This is a genomic window from Vulcanisaeta distributa JCM 11216 (genome assembly GCF_001315985.1).
Classification (GTDB): domain Archaea; phylum Thermoproteota; class Thermoprotei; order Thermoproteales; family Thermocladiaceae; genus Vulcanisaeta; species Vulcanisaeta distributa_E.
Map to the genome: position 1 here is coordinate 1 of NZ_BBBI01000014.1, position 16,994 is coordinate 16,994.

Consider the following 16,994-nt stretch of genomic DNA (forward strand, 5'->3'; position numbering starts at 1 on the left):
CCCTACTAACGTCAGTATATGATGTCCTGAGCTCGGGGAAGTCCTTGGCAGTCTTTAGAACCCTCAGTATCCTATCAACCATTGCCGCACCCACGCCCTGACCCGTTGAACCAATGACCTTCATCAAGTACTCGTTACTCCTCTCACTCTCCACGTGCCTATCCTCAATAACGCCTGCATTAGCGTCAACCCCAAACCCTACCCCCCCTACTGCCTGTCTCCTCGATCTCCCTGAACAAAACATCAATCTTAAGCAACGCGCCTGGCGCTATCATGAGTTTCGTTGTTTCACTAATGAAGCATGAGGGTAATATCCTAAGCTTCCAAGTCCTCCCATTGTAATTAACCGTGTGGCCGGCATTTATGGAGCCCGTCCTAACGCAAATGCCCGGTTTATCCGCAAGACCTAGGTAGGACACTACCTTGCCCTTACCCTCATCGCCAAACCATCCACCAACAACAACCGTTAGCGGCACTTTTTAACATATGATATTAACACTTATTTAAATATTGCCCCCCCAATAGGCAGGTGTAATACAAGTCATCATTGTTAAATAAGTTTTTTAAATAACAGTACGAATAAGCACCGTGGGTTACATATCACCGCTGGATGATAGGTACTACGATGAATTAAGGGATTACGCGGCTGCGGTTTCCGAGAGGGCATTCGTTAAGTATAGACTGAGGGTCGAGATTCTATACCTAGACTTTATAGTTAATGTATTGAGCAGGGTAGGCTTACTGAAGCCCCCCCTTGGCGATGAGGAGAGGAGGAGGCTTTTATCATTGAGTTTTAGTGATAATGACTATACACTGTTTAAGGAGATGGAAGATAGGCTTGGTCATGATGTAAAGGCTGTTGAGTACTTATTAAGGGAGAAATTGAGCGACGTAGGTCTCGGCAATATTACGCACTTGGCGCATTTAGGCTTGACCTCTGAGGATGTGAATAATCTAGCCCTTGGGGTCCTCATTAGGATTGCCATTTATAGATACTTAATGCCTGAGTTGGTCATGTTATTGAATGTATTGATGAACCTTATGGAAAAGTACGCCGACCTACCAATGCTTGGGAGGACTCATGGAAAGCCAGCAACGCCAACAACCCTTGGTAAGGAGATTGCATACCACGCCTGCAGGTTAACCTACTGGCTCGGTGTGATCACTGACATTAAGTTGCAGGGTAAGGTTTCAGGGGGGGCCACCGGCTCAATGGCGAGCTTCTCAATGATTAGCAGGGACATTGATTGGATTGATGAGTTGAGCAGGTTCGTTAGGGAACTTGGCTTCGAACCAGCCATAGTCACAACCCAAATATTACCACCCGACTCAGTGGCTCACTTGCTAACGTCCACTGGACTAATGTCCCAGGCACTCATTAACCTGGCCCAGGACCTGTGGATGTACAACATGCTCGGTTACGTACATGTCCGTGGTAAACCAATAGGCTCATCCACAATGCCTCACAAGGTCAATCCAGTGGACCTAGAGAATGCCGAGGGTAATCTGAAGCTTGGTTCCTCAATACTCCTGGAGATAAGTAGGCATATCCAGGTGAGTAGGCTTCAGAGGGATTTGAGCGACTCAACCATTAAGAGGAATATTGGGCTTGGTATTGGTCACGTGATCCTTGGGGTAAGGAGACTGAATGCGGTGTTGAGTAGCGTCGACGTTGATGAGGGCGCCATAAGCAGGGATTTAAATGATCACTGGGAGGTGCTCAGTGAGGCTATCCAGGTTAGGCTTAGGGCATTGGGCATGGCCGACGCCTATGAAAGGGCGCTAGCAATATTCAGGGGGGTCCAGAATGAACGCGGAGGATTATGGAAGAGCGCTGGGTGAATTGGGTGTTAATGATGATGCCCTGCGTGCACTGAGCCCAGGTAAATACATTGGTTATGCCAGGGAGTTGGTCATGAACTGCGTGAGTCATTGTAAATACGTGCTGGAGGTAGTTAAGTCCAGGGTAAATTATGAGGTAAATACGATGAAGTCCCTCGGATTCCTGGAACAGTAATATTGCTTAACGTGTTTAATTAAAATAACTCAGCAATAATTAAAGCCGTTAATGAACATGGTTATGTGCAGAGCAATAAGTATGAATTGAGGAGGAGGTTGATGGGCATTACCGTGAGGGAGTTAGACATGGTGATAGTGGATGATGAGCGTACATTTAGATTGATGATTAAGAGCGATGATGATTGCATGCGGTTAATCCTATTAAGTGATGATTATGAAATAATAGAGAGCAAATGCCTAAATTACGTGAGGCTAGGCACAGTAATAAGTTTCCTAAAGAGGACACTACAGTATTAAACGAACCACCTCATTATTAATGCCAGGACGAAGCCTATGACCACGGCAATTATCATCGACGGCACAGCCTCAATAGCCCTCCTCAACTTAACCCAAAACCTCCTAACCGCACTCGGTCTCCTATAGATAATGAACTCGATGCTCAACGAACTAAGGCTGCCCCCCCTGACATAGTAAGCCCTAACCACACCCCCCCTAAACCCTGAGTCACGCAAATCCTCCACGAGCCTAACCAAAGCCCTACTAGGCACTAATGAAGAAGCAGAAATAACTAATTAATATAAGTTATTCCCATTAATCGTAAATTACCCGCCACAGCATCTTACGCTCATGCATAGCGTTGTAAGATTTAATTACTTAGTAAGATTAAAAATTCCTGCTTTAATAAATCTAGTTACTAGATCTACTATGATCGAGGAAACAAAAATAACTAGGAATTACCAAATAACGATACCGGCGGCCATTAGGAAAAAGCTTGGATTAAGAGTTGGGGGGGATATACTCATAGTTAGGCTTGAAGGTGATCGAATAATCCTTGAACCAAGGAGAAGGAGTATTACGGAGATAAGGATTAGGTTGGGAAAAAGGATAGATTGGAGGTATGTTGAGGAAACCATAAGAGAGGTAATCGAGAAGGGATAGTATGAGTTTCGTAGTTGATACGAACGTAAATTATTGCCGTAATTTTAGAGGATGATGTAAATCACGATAAAGCGGTAAATACATGGAATTCCCTAAGCGAAGCTTACGTACCAACAATCTCACTTATAGAGTTAGGTTATTTCTTTATTAGGCATAAAATTAACCTAAGCGTTATAGGCGAGATTTTACGAGATCCTAAGATTAAGGTTGTTGAAAAATAATATACAGGACATCTACTTCGCTATTAGTTATAAGGATTACGTTGAGCATTACGATGATTTCAACAACTTATTAATGCTGAGTACGGCATTGAGGTTAAACCTGCCGTTAATTACGTTTGATGAGGAATTACTAAATCTATATCATAAACTTAAGTCGTAAACATGTAAATAAGAATTTGTTTAATATTTATTTTCAATTACTAAAGCATTAAACATTTAACGCCTACTGTAGTCCTTAACGACTCTGCCAAAATCAAGTATATAATCAAAAGTCCCATAAACACACCTAATGACTCTCCTTGGCCCCCCCAACCTATAGAGTGGGTCAATATCACTCCTATTATTAAACACCAGGGTGCAAGGACCAGTCCAAACGCTCTTCGGGGTCAACCTATGCCTATACCTATCGACTAATTGAATCAATGGCTCGGCACCATCACCAGCTGGTGGAATAACCTTAAGGGCGAGTCTAGTGATTGGCAGTGGTTCAATCTTAGCGGGCTCCTCAGGCCTAATAACGGCAGTGACCAGTCTCAAACCCTCAGGTCTCTCTAGGAATCCATAGACCAAGTCAAAGCTCCTCTTAATATCAAGGACCGCGAATTTTTTAGGTACGCCCCCCCATATCTCCCTGCCTGCGGCCAAACCAACGTCACTATTAACGTAGTTATAAGCCGTATAGTACTTCTCCTGACCATCAAGAAGCACCTTAATGTCCACTGCAAACTCATTATAAGGCCCAAGGGTACTAAATGGGAATTTAAAAAACGTGATCACAGCCTCGGTAGGTACTGGGACCTCAAGGTCCTCAGGGACAACCTCAGCCGCACCCTCAGGATCAGCCTCAAAGAATACCTGCAAAACCTCGGCATCAGGGAAGTACTGAGGTAGTTTCGCAAAGAGGGGTGTATTACCTGGCATTGACCAGAGGCCCTTAATGGGAAGTCTACCCTTTACTCTGTCCCTATTCATCAATTTATTATGCCTTAGTATTAATATTTAATAGTGTTGCTTGTTGATTTTGCTTTGTGTCTCTTGATTGGTTTAGGGCTTTGAGGGATGTTGTTACTAGTAGTCTTAGGGATTCGTGGCTTCCGTTCCCTGTTGATAAGTCAATTTGTACTAAGTGGAGGGAGGGTCTATCCTTCGATAGTGATGGTAACACCATACTCTATACCTCATGCCTTTACCAACTGGCCCCAGTCATTGAGAGGGCTGTGGCTGAGCTTGAGAGGTTTGGTGTTACTAAGGGTGGTGCATTGGCTAGGTTGACGGCCATTGGCGCGAGGGTCCTTGGTAAGGCGCTGCTTAGGCCTGGTGATGAGGAGCTTGATAGAGCCAATAGGGTGGTTAGGAGTATCTACGGCATGCTCAGGGCCCTGGGCGTTAGATTTAGGGTACTGGATAACGAACCCTACAGCGGTGCATTGCTTTATGAGCTTGGCTTTGTTAATGAGTTTGCGGATTACGCGAGAAGCGTCTATAAGGTCTTTAGGGATAATAACGTGAGTGAGGTAATAACCATTGACCCACACACCCAGTACACGCTCGAGAGGCTTTATCCCAAGTACGTGCCTGAGTTTAATATTAAGGTTAGGAGTTACCTGGACTATCTGGACCCGGGCAGGGTTAGGGTTAGGGTTGGTGAGTTTACGATCCATGACTCATGCCTATACGCCAGGTACTTGAATAAGTATGACCTGATTAGGGGGGGCTTACTTAGGGGGGTAAGGCTGATGTTAGAGAAGACCCGGTAATAACTGGTAGGGACACATCGCACTGCTGCGGTGGGCCTATTGAGTCGACGTACCCCCCCGAGATAGCTGGTAAAGTTGCTAGCAATAGGGTTAGGGAGTTGGCTAGGCTCTCTAGGAACGTGGTTGTTCAATGCCCGATCTGTTACGTGAACCTTAGGAGGGGTGTTAAACTAAGTGGTGTTGAGGTTAATCTCTATGACATTGCCGAGGTCATTGAGGTGAGTGGGTGATGATGAGCATTAAGGAGATTCACGAGGAAGTTAAAAAATGCATGTATTGCGGCTTTTGTGAGTTCCCATGCCCAACATTCAATGCCCTACGCAGTAGGGCCTATGGACCCAGGGGCAGGATCAACCTCATTAAGGCGTTGATAGAGAATGGTTTTGGGCAGGGTAAGGACGTGGGACTTAATAGTGACGTTATTAACCCAATAATGACCTGCCTACACTGCGCGGCCTGCGATACCCAGTGCCCGGCGGGTATTAGGATTGCGGATGTAATACATGGTTTCAAGGCAATTATCCTTGAGACAATACTTAAGTAGTGGTGATTCGAGGTGATAGGCATGTCCCAGGGTAGGGGGGGTGATGTGATTAGGGAGCTTGAGGCCGTGTTTAAGGATAGGCTATTCACTGAGCCGCATATACTGGCTCTATATAGTCATGATGCGTCCTCGGAGGTTGGTGTTAAACCAATGGCTGTTGTTCAGCCTGTGAGTGTTGATGAGGTGGTTAAGGTCGTCAAGCTCGCCATCGACCACGGCTTTAAGATCGTGCCCGTCGGCTCATCAACAAGCCTATCCGGTAATGCAACGCCGAAGCTTGAGAATACGGTAATCGTCTCCCTGGAGAGGATGAACTCGATAATCGAGGTCTCAGACATCGATTGGTACGCGAGGGTTCAACCCGGCATTAAGGTTGATGAGTTAAACCTGGAGTTGATGGGTTACGGACTTCAGTGGCCCGTTGACCCGGCATCGTCTAAGACCGCGACCGTGGGTGGCGTAATCAGTAATGGCGGTGGTGGGATGCGTGGTGCTAAGTATGGCCCAGCATCTCATTGGGTTCTTGGCCTTGAGGCTGTGATTGGCACGGGCGATGTTGTCAGGGTTGGTTGTAGGACGGTCAAGTGTCGCGAGGGCTATAACCTAGTCCAGCTATTTATTGGGTCTGAAGGCACACTAGGCGTAATCACCGAGGCGACATTAAGATTAGCACCACTGCCGGAATCCTTCGTGGGTATAATGGCTAGGTTCGGCAACGCGGAATCCCTGGTCAATGCGGTGATTAAGGTTAGGAGAGATAGGTTGTGGCCCATGGTTACGGAGTTCGTTGATGATAAGACGGCGCAATTACTCAGTTTAGAGCCTAGGTACTATCTGTGGATTGGGGGGGTTGATACCTACGCAGGTAGTGAGCAAGGGGTATTGACGAAGCTCAGTAATGCCATTGCATTAAATGGTGGTGAGATTATCGGCAAGGCATTAACATGGCAGGACTTCTCAAAGTTGCTGGAGCCAAGGAAGATGCTGTACTCCGCCCAGTTAAAGGCTGCCTTTGGTGATTACGGCATGGACGCCTTCCTCCTCATTGAGGATATTGCAGTACCAATGAGCAAGTTGCCCGAGGCCGTCAGGGAACTCCAGGAACTAAGTAAGAAGCACGGCGTTAAGATGATGCTTGGTGGGCATATTGGCGATGGTAATCTACATCCAGCGGTTTGGGCTAGGCGTTCTGATAAGGATGAGGTTGAAAGGATAATGAGGTTTTTTGAGGACGTTGGTAGCCTCGCCATAAGGCTTAATGGTACGGTCAGTGCGGAGCACGGTATTGGGACACAGAAGAAGGAGTTGTTAAAGGGGGGGGCAATAGGTAGTAGGAATAATGGTCGTAGTGACTTGGTTATCGAATTAATGAGAAATATTAAGAGAGCCTTCGATCCATACGGAATATTCAACCCAGGTAAGATCTTCGACTAGTTAAATCAACTACATGAAGCACCTTATGGGGGGGTTTACAGAATTATTAGGTTTAATTTTACATATAATCCCAGGATAGTTACTAGCCTACATTGGAGGGCCTTATGGACAATACCTTAACAACATCGCCAGGACCAACACCATATAATTCCCTGATACGCCTCGGTATCGTGAATTGCCTAGAGTTCGTATGTCTAGTCCTCAACAATCTAACATTACTCAACTTAATCACGAAGCCCTTATACTCAATTTCTATGTCCGCGAATTTCAATTGCGTAATACCCAGAGCCTTAACCAAACTGGCTGGCAACAAGACCTGGTTATTAATATAAACCCTAACCACGAGTGGTAACGCCGTCACATCAAACCTCCTCACCCTCCTACGTACAGCCACCCTACTGGCCACGCCTATCACCGATCAGTTTCACAGCACTACCACACTTAAGCAATGCCTCGTGAAACTACCGAGAACCAGAATTGAAAAAGCACCAACATGCTCGGTGGTAATAGTAGTTTCACGATAAAAGGAGAGGTAAGGAATTTAAATTAGGGATTGAAAAAGAACAAAAATGGCAAGTAAGGCAATAGGCACAGGAGTATGCCCAAGATGCGGAAGACCAGGGACAGTGGTAATAAAGGCAGGAAACTACGTGTACATTAAGCACGGGAATACCTGGCACTACATAGGAACAATAGACAAAGTAAACCTAAACAAAATACTAATAAAAGACGAAAAAATAAAAGAAAATAATATAAGTCGTAGAAGTATTGAAAGACATAAAGCGTTTAATAATAAAATAATGATACTATTAATTGCGTTAGCCATAATGGTTACAATGTCTATATCTATTATATTTTTAAGTAGTTATATTGATACATATAAGAAAACCAATGGATCATCGTTATCTTTTTTGAAGTGTAATATTACAAAACTGAATAACGACAATATTTTTGTATATTCGTGCATCAATAATACAAATAATATTATTAGTTATAAATACAATGTTGAATATATAAACAATAATGACCTTATAGAGAATAATTTTACTAGTATTGACGCCGCTAAATGACATTTAAGGTGTCATTGCGATATTATAAAGATATAAATTGTTGCACTAACAGTATATGGGCTTTCATTAAAAACTACTGCGTACCAAGATCCAGGTCCTGGATTAAAAACATAGGCAGCAGAGCCTCCTGTCGCATAAGCACCGTAACCAGTACTTGTTTGGGCATTTAATATGCCAATTAGTAGTGTTGCGGAAGATGGTGACCATACTACATAGATTCCTAGTTCTTGCCCTGAATTTAATGTAAATGGACCTATTAATACACCTGTGTTAGGTGGTAATGTTGGGTCTATTCTGTGGCTGAATGGTAATACTTTTAGTTTTAGTGTTGTTACTTCCTTTATTATTGTTACGCCTGGTGTGTCTGGCTTTATCTTTGTTACCTGCATTGCCATTGTTGTTCCTGCCATTAATACTACCAGTAGTATTAACGCGGGTAGTACTAGTGCTAGGGCTTTCCTCGTCATAATAATAGACTATATTTAATGTTTTTAAATATTGTCTCTGTAGTATTTTGATATACTTTGTTTCTTATTTTCTATTTTATTATTTCAATTTGTAAAGAATATTCTTTAGGGATAGAGTATGGGGAATAGATAGGTGTTGATAAGCTGAAAGAATTACTCAATAATGATTATTCAGCACTCGGCAAACTCGTCATTTATCTGAACGGCGAGGTCCCTACTCATCATTTAGGTCACTGACTGGCCGGTCCTTATAAGCCTTGGGTTTCTATGTTAATTACTTAATTATTCATATAAATATTTATCTATACTATGTAAAAATTTGGATGGAGCTTTACGTATATAATGCATAATATACATAGACCTGTAATAATGCTTATTAATTAGTTAACTTAATTGGTTTCTAGTGGTAGCATGAAGGCGATTGATCTCGTTAGAAAAAGACCCCCCCTGGTTATTACTGAGGATAGGCCGTTTATTGAGGCTGTGGATTTGATGGCTAAGGAGAATACTGGCTCTGTGGTTGTGGTTGAGGATTTGAATAGTATGAAGTTGCGTGGTATAATAACTGAGCGTGATGTTATTAGGGCCTTGGCCAATAGGCTCCCGCTTGATACTCCTGTTGGTAAGGTTGGGACTATGGGTCCCAGGGTTGTTAGGGCTAGGGTTGATGATTCCATAAGCACTGTCGCCTCCCTAATGGTTAATTACAGGGTTAGGCATGTGATTGTTGTTGATGAGAATGATGTGGTGGTCGGCGTCATCTCCATTAGGGATTTATTGGGTGACTTGGAGGCTGTTAGGGAGGTTGCGAGGCTTGATAGGTACCCGAAGGTTAGAGAGTGATCTTTAGTATTCTATAAATAAGTGATGAGGTCATTATTAAAATCCCAGTAATTACCCAACCAAGTATACCTAGGTACTGTATTACGTATCCCATGAACATGCTCACTATTGAGCCTATTATTGATGATACTGTGAATAGGTAGCTGGTGGATTGTGCAATTAGTATTGGGCTGACTAGGTCATGTACAAGGTATAGCGTTAGGAGCAGGATCACCGTGAATATGAAACCTATGATCACTGGAATGAATAATTGGACCTTGGTTAACCCCCCCATCGGTATTACAACCACGCCTAGGGCCATGGTTAAGTAAAGCAATACCCTGCGTCTCTCAATCCTTAACGAATGTCTGAACCTGTAGAACAATGGCGTTAGGGCTAGCGGTATCGTTAATTCGACAATACCTAGGTAATTACTTACATTAAGAGTAAGGGGGGGAAGCATGCCTAGGTATGTACCCCCCCAGGGTATTGAGAAGGCTATGGACAACATCAGCACATCTGGGTTATTCATTACCGCCATTATTGAGACACTCTTAATTATTACCGCGTCCTTCATTGTGAGCAGTACGAGGATTGCGAGGGCTATGGATACCAAGCCCAGGTATACTGCCACGCTCTGTGTTAACCATATGCTCATTAGCGATGAGAGTAACATGAGTATTGTTATTGACGATAAATAGACGACCTGGACCCACCTGGTTAATCCCCCCCTGATGCTCCACCAACCAAGTATTAATAGTAGTGACGGCATTAGGTACAGACCAAGCCCCCCCATGCCCGCCAGGAATCTGAGGAATAGGGCTGTATAATAGCTATTGGTGGTTGAGAATACGAGGGATATGCCATTGAATAATAAACCTAGGAACATGGAGATCCTATTACCAAGCCTACTGAATAGGAATGTGGCCGGTAACTGCGTTGCCGCGAAGCCGATCATTGCCGTGGCCATGGGAACCACATAATATACGGCATTAAGTGCTATCTTCTTTATCGTCATTATGTCATACATCATGACTGATAGACCTAGCCAATTAATCATTACTAATGATAGGCCAGCTATACTAATACCAAGTACATAATAGGCCCTCTTGATAACTAAGGCGTCTAATTCCTCAATGGGCCTATTATTAACTCCCACGTGAAATCTTTATTAAAACCCCCTTATCAAGGTTTCTAATTATTAATAATTAAAGCAAGGGGGGGATGGGCATTTTATGATACGTTATTGCCCTGCTCATCGAAATCCCTATCTATCTTTACTGATATAACGGCCTTGTTCAACTCCTCCCTAATTCTCTCCCTGAATTCGCCGTACTGCTCAAATAACGAACCAAGCTTCTCCTTATACCTCTTAAGCACTAGGTTGAAGCTACTAACGGCTATGTACTTAATGAGTCTCTTAACAATGAAGTTCTCAACCTTCCTGGTTATTAAGTCACTAAATGACTTCGCCTCCTCAAATGACTTTATGAACGCCTTAAGAATGAACTCGCGCCTAAGTGGATCATCAAGTAACTTATCCAGTACCGTGAAGTCCCTCCTCCTAAGCGCACCCATTGGTATGAAGGGTAGTGGGAACGTGAGAACCCTAAGCTTCTTCAACCTATCGAGTAATTCGAGACTCTTTATAACATCGTCATCGGTCTCACCCGGCAGGTTGAGGATCATTGTGCCGACAACCACCCAGTGGTTATCATTGAGTATCCCAATGGCCTCCTCAACAACGTCTGGGTACTGCTCAGGTCTGTACGGCAATGCCTTACCAGCCATTAACATCCTCAGTAGTCTAGGTGACCCTGTCTCAATGCCCATTTCAATGAAGTGCCAGGTGCCGCCCTCATTCATGTATTCCGAGACCTCCTTAACCATCTTAGGTGCGTACTTAACAACAGCCGCCGTGGTGAAGTCCGTGGTTATTTCATAATCATCTCCGTAGGCTTAACGAGCTTATAGGCCTTCTTGGTGAGGTCTAGGACCTTGTCAGGGTTCGGCTCAATGCCCTTCGCGCCATATCTAAAGAACTCCTCACTATGGAGTGTTATTTCCTTGAAGCCACCAACCTCAATGTTTAGCTTAATTTCCTTGTCAATGTGGCCCTCGAATGGGAATGACCTAATCATGCCGCTAAGCGTTGGTGTGCAGAATTGACAACCCCCCCTACCACAACCCCCCCTTGTGACCTCAACCATACCGCCAATGGATGGGGGGGTCACGATAGTTGGGACCATGTCCACAGGCACTGGCCTATGTGCCACAACCCTATTTGGAACGAACTCACCCTTCATTAACTTGTCAAATAATTGAGGCCCATCCTCCTCAAACTCACCTTCATAAACGATATCAATACCGAGCTCACCCTGCTTACCAGTATCAATAATTTGCCAACCGGCGGGGGGGCCGCCGACAACGATCTTTACGTGATTTCTATGTTTCTTAATGGCTGGATGATTAATTACTTGAAAGAAGGATTTCGCAATATAGGGTAGGCCCCTGTATGGTAGATCCGCAAGTTTTAAGATCCAGTAAAGGATCCCGGAACCGTAGCTTAACCCCCCCAGTGGGTCCATTGCGTAAATGCCAATTATACGCGTATTTGGTCCAATAACCTTATCGAGTTTATAAGGATCAGCAATAATAACATCATTCCTAGTATATCCATGGGCAAGCAGCGCAGCCTCAACCTTAGCTAAGCCATAAGGCGCCCTAAAAACCCTGCCATTTCTATCACTCTTGACTCTGAAGAACCTACGGGCGATCCAATCCCTGAAGTAGTTCTCCGGTATTGCACTTGCGAACCCAACAACGGATGACCCATGCGTATCACTCATTGTTGCGATTTCACCCGTTAAAACGATTGGGTATCCACCAAATGACACAGACCTACTGCATACCTGTAGTAAATAAAAACCCTTCTTCATCAATATAAACTATTGATTACAAGTACTTTAACAGAGAAATTGAAAGTTAGCTAATACCCTTCCTTGGAGTCCTCGCACCACAGGCGGTACACACGAGTACGTATATCCTGCCGTCCCTCTCAAGGTAGGTATCTATTGAGTGACACACTGGGCACTCAACGTAGAACTTAATGTACCTCTCATAAACGGCCTCAAGGGTCCTCGGACTCCTCTCTGCGTATAGGACAAGGGTGTTACCCTCGATGTTACCTGGCAACGCTAATTCCTTGAGGAAGAACCTGGCTATGTGAGTTGGGTCCCTATTAAGTCTCTGAGCCACTTCCCTAAAGTTTTGGATAATGGTCTTCTTGGGCTGAACCTGAATGTTTAACTTAGGTATTTCCTGTCTTCTCTGGATTCTTGGCGTTATCAATGTATATGCCTTATCCAGCAACTTCATGTAAAGCTCATCATAATTAACCTCGCTGGACATACCTACATTGAGGAAAACTATTACCTTAATAAATTCTTACCTCGCGATACATTAATTAAATAGTTTATTGAGTCCACGATCAGTCTGGTTTAAAGTCTCTGTGTTTTAATAAATCATTAATGACCTTACTCGTGATTAAGACCGCCAATAGGCGTGGAATGCTTCACGAAATAACCGGCGTTATTAAGGACTATGCAAGCATCGAGTGGGTCTTCGTATCCATACCCTCGGAGACCGAGAGGGTAATAGCCATGAGACTTAGTGACTCCCTACCAATAAGCGCCCTTGATAAGCTTAAGAGCATTAACGGAATCTACGACATTTGGGCGAGCCACGAGGCGCCAATGGAGTTGGTGGGTTTTGACAAGGAGATACTCAGGAGCATACTAATGCATATGGTTCAGAGTGGTGGTGAGATTCATGCCTTTCTAACGAAGCTTGGCTATGAAATGGGTCTGTCAATGGCAAGTACAATGCTTAGGACTAAGTATGAGATACCATCAAACGCCGCAATGAATAAGGTGCTTGAAACGGCGATAAACATGCTCGTGGTTATGAACCTCGTGAGAGGTATTGAAGACATAGTCATGAATTCCGATAAGAATGGGTATTCAGTCAGCATATCATTATTAGAACCCTTCGATCTTGATGCTGGCTTGCCATTTACCAGAGGTTATCTACTTGGACTAATGAAAGTGCTACTTAAGTGTGATTGTAACCTCGATGCCGTTATAAATAAGACCAGGGTAAACATCTACATTAAAGGGAAATGATTAATTATTAATCATTATGTGTTGCAATAAATTGTAATTAATGCTTAAATAGACGTTAATAATCCACATTCCTGGTGGGTCTTTTTGGAAAGTTGGGTCAAGTCATTAATCGAGATAATGAGGGGGGGTAGCCTTAATGCTAATGGTCTACCAATACCAATGGACAAGGCCTACTGCAGCGAGTGGGCAAAGGACCTTAACATACCCAGGGGGGGCGGTAGCACAATAATCTACACCTCATGCCTATACCAAATGGCGCCCATGATTAACGAGTTAGTGCCATGGATCGAGAAGGTCAGGGGGGGCTCATCATTGAGTACCCTGGCGAGTGCGGTATCAAGGGTTGGCCTGGGCGGTGTACTATCTAAATTCGCGGGCCTCGTGATAAAGCCCGACAAGTCCGATATTGACAGGGCTAATGGCATAGTCAGGAATATAGCCAAGGCCTTAATGAAGGCTGGTATTAACTTCGGCTTCCTCTATGAGGACGAACCATACAGCGGCGCACTACTTCATGAAATTGGTGCTGAGGATGCGTTCCTGGAATATTTCGAGAACACGGTACTTAAGACTTTCAGGAAGTACGGAATTAAGAGAGTCATAACAATTGATCCCCCCCATACTCATAACGTGTTAGTAAATGTTGCGCCAAACTACTTCAAGCTTGATTTCGAGGTTGTGAGTTACTTGGACCTGATAAAGAATATTAAGGTTAGACCTAAAGTAAGTGGTGATGTGGTCATCCACGACTCATGCCTATACGCCAGGTACCTCGGTAAGTACGATGTTTACAGATCAATACTTGATAATGCAGGTATTAAGCACGTAGAGTCACCCATGATAACTGGGAGGGAAGCGTCAACATGCTGCGGAGGACCACTTGAGTCACTTAGTCCGGAATTATCGAGAAAGATCGCTAAAATTAGGCTCAACCACTTATCAATGCTATCAAAGACCGTAGTAACAGTATGCCCAATATGCCTAGCAAACCTAGGTAGGAACGCGGAGGGCGCGGTTCAGGTCCTCGATATTAATGAGGTCCTCGAGGTGGAGTAGTTTTAAATAATACGTGTTTAAAACAATAACCAGTGATGACGCGATGGCTGTCCAGACCAATGACGAGTAAGGTGTTAGCTGATTTCCGTCCAAGAAAGTGTTTTTATTCTGGCCTTCACTACGTAGTTTTTAATGAGCTTCACACCAGTGTATGAGAGGGACCTGGAGGTACCAATAAAAATAAGTAAGTCTGCCAACGAGGATGCAAGGAAGAAGAGGCTCGAGAGGTGGCCCAGGGAGGCTGGCCTATCCGTGCCTCTTGACGACTCAGGCACGAGCTTCATGCAGTTGGTTAAGTCCTTCTCCACGGACTACGGCCTGACACCCGGCGAGAGAGTTTGGGATGTTAAGGATGTTGGTGGTAAGTACAGCGTTAACATGGTTTGGAAGTTGATGAGGGGGGGTAATGAGGAGAAGGGTTATGCCCGGGTTACCGGTGAGATACCACTGGCACCAACTGGTGAGGAGGGTAATAACGTCGTTTATACCGCGAGGCTTAAGTATGTGATTGAGATTAGTAATGACGTGCTTAGCGAAAAGGCCACCGCGGAGAATGTCCCTGAGGTTAACCTATTCGGTTAGGCGGGTAATTCATTAAAATGGCCCAGGGCATCAATAAGATAAATGTATACCGTACCAACCAGGGAATTCGAGAGAAGACTAAACCTACTTCATGGGGTTATGGATGAGAAGAAATTGGAGGCTGCGTACATAGTTAATCCAATAAACATTGCCTACTTCATAGGATTCTACTACCTACAGACGGAGAGGCCGGCCGCCGTTGTCATACGTAGGAATGGCGATATTTACCTCTTCGTGCCGCTCCTTGAGAAAGACCATGTGTTGAGCCAGACGAGGCTCGTGAGCAAGATATACACGTATAGGGATTACCCAGGCGAGGTGCACCCAATACGCCTATTCGCTGACTGGCTCAGGGAATTACACCTGGATAGTTCGACCATTGGTTATGATTCATCACCAGGTTACGTAAGTTACTGGGGGCTATAAGGGGGCCAAGTCTAACTGATTTATTGCCTAATGCCAAATTCGTGAATATATCGGATGATATTTACTCCATGAGATTAATAAAGAGTGATGCTGAGATCGAGTTGCTCAGGGAGAGTGCCAAGTGGGCGAACCTCGCCCACTCACTGCTTCAGGACTACACGGCACCTGGCATGTATGACTACGAGATCTCACTAAGGCTTCACTTGACGCCTCCATAATGATGAAGAAGGCCTTGGGCCCTGGGTATAAGCCTTTGAGGTCTGAGTACCCAGCCTACGCAGGTTTTAGGGGGCCAGGTCGGTGAGCATGGTGCTTACCCGCACTCAATAAGTGTGGAGAGGCCTATCAAGGTTGGTGATGTCTTGGTGACGGGCGCCACGGCGGACGTTGGTGGTTACATGGCTGAACTTGAAAGGAATCTCTTCGTTGGTAAACCAAGTAATGACGTGGTTAAGTTCCACGAAATAGCACTTAAGCTTCAGGATGCAGCGTTAAATGTTCTGAGGCCTGGGGGGGTCAAGGCTTCTGACGTTGATAGGGCCGTTATAAAGACCGCCAAGGAGCTTGGCGTGATCGAGCACTTACTGCACCATAGTGGGCATGGACTGGGGCTTGAGGGTCATGAGGCGCCGTTCCTTGATGTTGGTGATGAAACCATACTTAAGCCGGGCATGGTTGTTACGGTTGAGCCAGGCATATACATAAATGGCCTTGGTGGGTTTAGGCACTCGGATACCGTGGTTATTCACGAGGATTACGTCGAGGTAATAACGTATTACCCGAGGGATACCGAGTCATTGGTAGTCGAGATCTAACCCATTAAGCATATAAGCCTATTATTAATTACTATTGATACTGTGGGTGCTAAGCAATTCCTAACATACACGGGCATTATCGCTGCAGTGCTTGCCTGGTTATTCATAGCAATTAGCATTAGCGTTAATCCCTGGTTCATATTCACCAAAAACGCCTTCAGTGATTTGGGTGGGCCATACGCAACCGACCCCCCCTGGATTTATAACTATGGATTAATAATAACGTCAGTATTCGTCGACCTATACTCAATAAATCTATTACTGGTATCGAGGAATAAGGTTGAGGATTTCGCCTCAGCCTTCGTGTTCATTGCAGGGTTATTCCTGGCATTGATAGGGATTTACCACGAGGGGGGGACTAGGCCGCATGTTTTCGTATCAACCTGGTTCTTCACTCAGATGGATATGGCATTAATCACGTGGGGGGGCATTGGCTCATTAATGGCCAAGGATAGGAGACTTGGGTTGTTTTCGTTGCTTCTCGCGTCATAGCGCCAGTAATAGCGTTAATCGTCCCATGGCCATCGGCAGCCACTGAAGAGGCCTATGGAATAGTGGTGATAGACCTATGGGTAGCCCTAATGACATATTTTGATATTAAGCACGTGATTAGGTGATCATTAAATGTCAAAACCTGGACTGGAAGAGTGGAGGTAAG

At 44.6% G+C, this 16,994-nt stretch carries 23 protein-coding genes and 2 pseudogenes; 16 read left to right on the forward strand and 9 right to left on the reverse strand.

Annotation, left to right across the window (positions count from 1 at the left end; translation table 11 throughout):
• A pseudogene (locus tag JCM11216_RS10530) lies at positions 1-476 on the reverse strand (adenylosuccinate synthetase); the annotation flags it as partial.
• A 112-nt stretch (positions 477-588) separates the two neighbouring features.
• Between JCM11216_RS10530 and JCM11216_RS10535 the strand changes: the two are divergent.
• The 3 genes from JCM11216_RS10535 (at position 589) to JCM11216_RS10540 (ending at position 2,316) form a co-directional block, all read left to right on the forward strand.
• Entirely contained in the window at positions 589-1,842 is a 1,254-nt protein-coding gene (locus tag JCM11216_RS10535) for a lyase family protein (RefSeq protein ID WP_243676051.1), read from the forward strand.
• Positions 1,808-2,017, forward strand: a complete 210-nt coding sequence (locus JCM11216_RS19040; RefSeq protein WP_243676052.1) for a hypothetical protein — start codon at positions 1,808-1,810, stop codon at positions 2,015-2,017. Before JCM11216_RS10535 ends, JCM11216_RS19040 begins: the two co-directional genes overlap by 35 nt.
• 65 nt (positions 2,018-2,082) lie before the next feature.
• Positions 2,083-2,316: a hypothetical protein gene (locus JCM11216_RS10540; protein ID WP_054854174.1), complete on the forward strand. Its 234-nt coding sequence runs from the start codon at positions 2,083-2,085 to the stop codon at positions 2,314-2,316.
• Here JCM11216_RS10540 and JCM11216_RS10545 read toward each other — a convergent pair.
• Complete coding sequence (locus JCM11216_RS10545) at positions 2,313-2,567, reverse strand: hypothetical protein (protein ID WP_054854175.1); 255 nt, start codon at positions 2,565-2,567, stop codon at positions 2,313-2,315. The two genes, JCM11216_RS10540 and JCM11216_RS10545, sit on opposite strands and share 4 nt — an antisense overlap.
• Before the next feature lie 157 nt (positions 2,568-2,724).
• Between JCM11216_RS10545 and JCM11216_RS10550 the strand changes: the two genes are divergently transcribed.
• On the forward strand, positions 2,725-2,958 hold the full coding sequence (locus JCM11216_RS10550) for an AbrB/MazE/SpoVT family DNA-binding domain-containing protein (protein WP_054854176.1): 234 nt from the start codon (positions 2,725-2,727) through the stop codon (positions 2,956-2,958).
• A gap of 437 nt (positions 2,959-3,395) precedes the next feature.
• Here JCM11216_RS10550 and JCM11216_RS10560 read toward each other — a convergent pair whose 3' ends face one another.
• Positions 3,396-4,151 carry an acetoacetate decarboxylase family protein gene (locus tag JCM11216_RS10560; protein WP_054854177.1) on the reverse strand — a complete coding sequence of 252 codons (756 nt, stop codon included), beginning with the start codon at positions 4,149-4,151 and terminating at the stop codon, positions 3,396-3,398.
• A 56-nt stretch (positions 4,152-4,207) separates the two neighbouring features.
• Here JCM11216_RS10560 and JCM11216_RS10565 point away from each other — a divergent pair.
• From JCM11216_RS10565 to JCM11216_RS10575, 3 genes and pseudogenes are all read left to right on the forward strand, one after another.
• A pseudogene (locus JCM11216_RS10565) lies at positions 4,208-5,166 on the forward strand ((Fe-S)-binding protein).
• Positions 5,166-5,480, forward strand: a complete 315-nt coding sequence (locus JCM11216_RS10570; protein ID WP_054854210.1) for a (Fe-S)-binding protein — start codon at positions 5,166-5,168, stop codon at positions 5,478-5,480. Before JCM11216_RS10565 ends, JCM11216_RS10570 begins: the two are co-directional and overlap by 1 nt.
• Positions 5,481-5,501: 21 nt before the next feature.
• Positions 5,502-6,914: an FAD-linked oxidase C-terminal domain-containing protein gene (locus JCM11216_RS10575; RefSeq protein ID WP_054854178.1), complete on the forward strand. Its 1,413-nt coding sequence runs from the start codon at positions 5,502-5,504 to the stop codon at positions 6,912-6,914.
• Positions 6,915-6,996: 82 nt separating this feature from the next.
• On the opposite strand, the gene JCM11216_RS10580 is transcribed toward JCM11216_RS10575, so the two are convergent.
• Positions 6,997-7,329: an AbrB/MazE/SpoVT family DNA-binding domain-containing protein gene (locus JCM11216_RS10580; RefSeq protein WP_243676053.1), complete on the reverse strand. Its 333-nt coding sequence runs from the start codon at positions 7,327-7,329 to the stop codon at positions 6,997-6,999.
• 154 nt (positions 7,330-7,483) lie between these two features.
• Here JCM11216_RS10580 and JCM11216_RS10585 point away from each other — a divergent pair, with 154 nt between their 5' ends.
• Positions 7,484-7,984: a hypothetical protein gene (locus JCM11216_RS10585; RefSeq protein ID WP_054854179.1), complete on the forward strand. Its 501-nt coding sequence runs from the start codon at positions 7,484-7,486 to the stop codon at positions 7,982-7,984.
• Between the two features lie 11 nt (positions 7,985-7,995).
• On the opposite strand, the gene JCM11216_RS10590 is transcribed toward JCM11216_RS10585, so the two are convergent.
• Positions 7,996-8,451, reverse strand: coding sequence for a hypothetical protein (locus JCM11216_RS10590; RefSeq protein WP_054854180.1), 456 nt, complete (start codon positions 8,449-8,451; stop codon positions 7,996-7,998).
• A 393-nt stretch (positions 8,452-8,844) separates the two neighbouring features.
• Between JCM11216_RS10590 and JCM11216_RS10595 the strand changes: the two genes are divergently transcribed.
• On the forward strand, positions 8,845-9,294 hold the full coding sequence (locus JCM11216_RS10595; protein WP_243676054.1) for a CBS domain-containing protein: 450 nt from the start codon (positions 8,845-8,847) through the stop codon (positions 9,292-9,294).
• Here JCM11216_RS10595 and JCM11216_RS10600 read toward each other — a convergent pair.
• From JCM11216_RS10600 to JCM11216_RS10610, 4 genes are all read right to left on the reverse strand, one after another.
• A complete protein-coding gene (locus JCM11216_RS10600) occupies positions 9,284-10,432 on the reverse strand; it encodes an MFS transporter (protein ID WP_054854182.1) in 1,149 nt (382 codons plus the stop codon). The two genes, JCM11216_RS10595 and JCM11216_RS10600, sit on opposite strands and share 11 nt — an antisense overlap.
• Before the next feature lie 74 nt (positions 10,433-10,506).
• Positions 10,507-11,163 carry a hypothetical protein gene (locus tag JCM11216_RS19045; RefSeq protein ID WP_243676055.1) on the reverse strand — a complete coding sequence of 219 codons (657 nt, stop codon included), beginning with the start codon at positions 11,161-11,163 and terminating at the stop codon, positions 10,507-10,509.
• Positions 11,164-11,207: 44 nt separating this feature from the next.
• On the reverse strand, positions 11,208-12,212 hold the full coding sequence (locus tag JCM11216_RS19050; RefSeq protein WP_243676056.1) for a hypothetical protein: 1,005 nt from the start codon (positions 12,210-12,212) through the stop codon (positions 11,208-11,210).
• A gap of 46 nt (positions 12,213-12,258) precedes the next feature.
• Entirely contained in the window at positions 12,259-12,684 is a 426-nt protein-coding gene (locus tag JCM11216_RS10610) for a translation initiation factor IF-2 subunit beta (RefSeq protein ID WP_054854183.1), read from the reverse strand.
• A gap of 119 nt (positions 12,685-12,803) precedes the next feature.
• Between JCM11216_RS10610 and JCM11216_RS10615 the strand changes: the two genes are divergently transcribed.
• The 7 genes from JCM11216_RS10615 (at position 12,804) to JCM11216_RS10635 (ending at position 16,828) form a co-directional block, all read left to right on the forward strand.
• Positions 12,804-13,457 carry a hypothetical protein gene (locus JCM11216_RS10615; RefSeq protein WP_054854184.1) on the forward strand — a complete coding sequence of 218 codons (654 nt, stop codon included), beginning with the start codon at positions 12,804-12,806 and terminating at the stop codon, positions 13,455-13,457.
• 84 nt (positions 13,458-13,541) lie between these two features.
• Positions 13,542-14,513, forward strand: coding sequence for a (Fe-S)-binding protein (locus JCM11216_RS10620; protein ID WP_054854185.1), 972 nt, complete (start codon positions 13,542-13,544; stop codon positions 14,511-14,513).
• 132 nt (positions 14,514-14,645) lie between these two features.
• The gene (locus JCM11216_RS10625; protein ID WP_054854186.1) at positions 14,646-15,095 is read left to right on the forward strand and encodes a hypothetical protein; all 450 of its coding nucleotides are present in this window, start codon (positions 14,646-14,648) and stop codon (positions 15,093-15,095) included.
• Between the two features lie 42 nt (positions 15,096-15,137).
• Positions 15,138-15,521, forward strand: coding sequence for an aminopeptidase P family N-terminal domain-containing protein (locus tag JCM11216_RS19055; RefSeq protein WP_243676057.1), 384 nt, complete (start codon positions 15,138-15,140; stop codon positions 15,519-15,521).
• 23 nt (positions 15,522-15,544) lie between these two features.
• Complete coding sequence (locus JCM11216_RS19060) at positions 15,545-15,739, forward strand: hypothetical protein (RefSeq protein ID WP_243676058.1); 195 nt, start codon at positions 15,545-15,547, stop codon at positions 15,737-15,739.
• 114 nt (positions 15,740-15,853) lie between these two features.
• On the forward strand, positions 15,854-16,336 hold the full coding sequence (locus tag JCM11216_RS19065; RefSeq protein WP_243676059.1) for a M24 family metallopeptidase: 483 nt from the start codon (positions 15,854-15,856) through the stop codon (positions 16,334-16,336).
• 42 nt (positions 16,337-16,378) lie between these two features.
• Positions 16,379-16,828 (forward strand): DUF998 domain-containing protein, encoded by a 450-nt coding sequence (locus tag JCM11216_RS10635; protein ID WP_243676060.1) that lies wholly within the window; start codon positions 16,379-16,381, stop codon positions 16,826-16,828.
• The last annotated feature ends 166 nt before the right edge of the window (positions 16,829-16,994 follow it).

What these genes read in the sequence shown, in the direction of transcription:
- JCM11216_RS19045 (WP_243676055.1), bottom strand. Translation starts at nt 11,163, where the DNA reads ATGGTTAAGGAGGTCTCGGAATACATGAATGAGGGCGGCACCTGGCAC.
- JCM11216_RS10560 (WP_054854177.1), bottom strand. Translation starts at nt 4,151, where the DNA reads ATGAATAGGGACAGAGTAAAGGGTAGACTTCCCATTAAGGGCCTCTGG.
- JCM11216_RS10610 (WP_054854183.1), bottom strand. Translation starts at nt 12,684, where the DNA reads ATGTCCAGCGAGGTTAATTATGATGAGCTTTACATGAAGTTGCTGGAT.
- JCM11216_RS19050 (WP_243676056.1), bottom strand. Translation starts at nt 12,212, where the DNA reads ATGAAGAAGGGTTTTTATTTACTACAGGTATGCAGTAGGTCTGTGTCA.
- JCM11216_RS10585 (WP_054854179.1), top strand. Translation starts at nt 7,484, where the DNA reads ATGGCAAGTAAGGCAATAGGCACAGGAGTATGCCCAAGATGCGGAAGA.
- JCM11216_RS10575 (WP_054854178.1), top strand. Translation starts at nt 5,502, where the DNA reads ATGTCCCAGGGTAGGGGGGGTGATGTGATTAGGGAGCTTGAGGCCGTG.
- JCM11216_RS10550 (WP_054854176.1), top strand. Translation starts at nt 2,725, where the DNA reads ATGATCGAGGAAACAAAAATAACTAGGAATTACCAAATAACGATACCG.
- JCM11216_RS10625 (WP_054854186.1), top strand. Translation starts at nt 14,646, where the DNA reads ATGAGCTTCACACCAGTGTATGAGAGGGACCTGGAGGTACCAATAAAA.
- JCM11216_RS19040 (WP_243676052.1), top strand. Translation starts at nt 1,808, where the DNA reads ATGAACGCGGAGGATTATGGAAGAGCGCTGGGTGAATTGGGTGTTAAT.
- JCM11216_RS19055 (WP_243676057.1), top strand. Translation starts at nt 15,138, where the DNA reads ATGTATACCGTACCAACCAGGGAATTCGAGAGAAGACTAAACCTACTT.
- JCM11216_RS10615 (WP_054854184.1), top strand. Translation starts at nt 12,804, where the DNA reads ATGACCTTACTCGTGATTAAGACCGCCAATAGGCGTGGAATGCTTCAC.
- JCM11216_RS10590 (WP_054854180.1), bottom strand. Translation starts at nt 8,451, where the DNA reads ATGACGAGGAAAGCCCTAGCACTAGTACTACCCGCGTTAATACTACTG.
- JCM11216_RS10570 (WP_054854210.1), top strand. Translation starts at nt 5,166, where the DNA reads ATGATGAGCATTAAGGAGATTCACGAGGAAGTTAAAAAATGCATGTAT.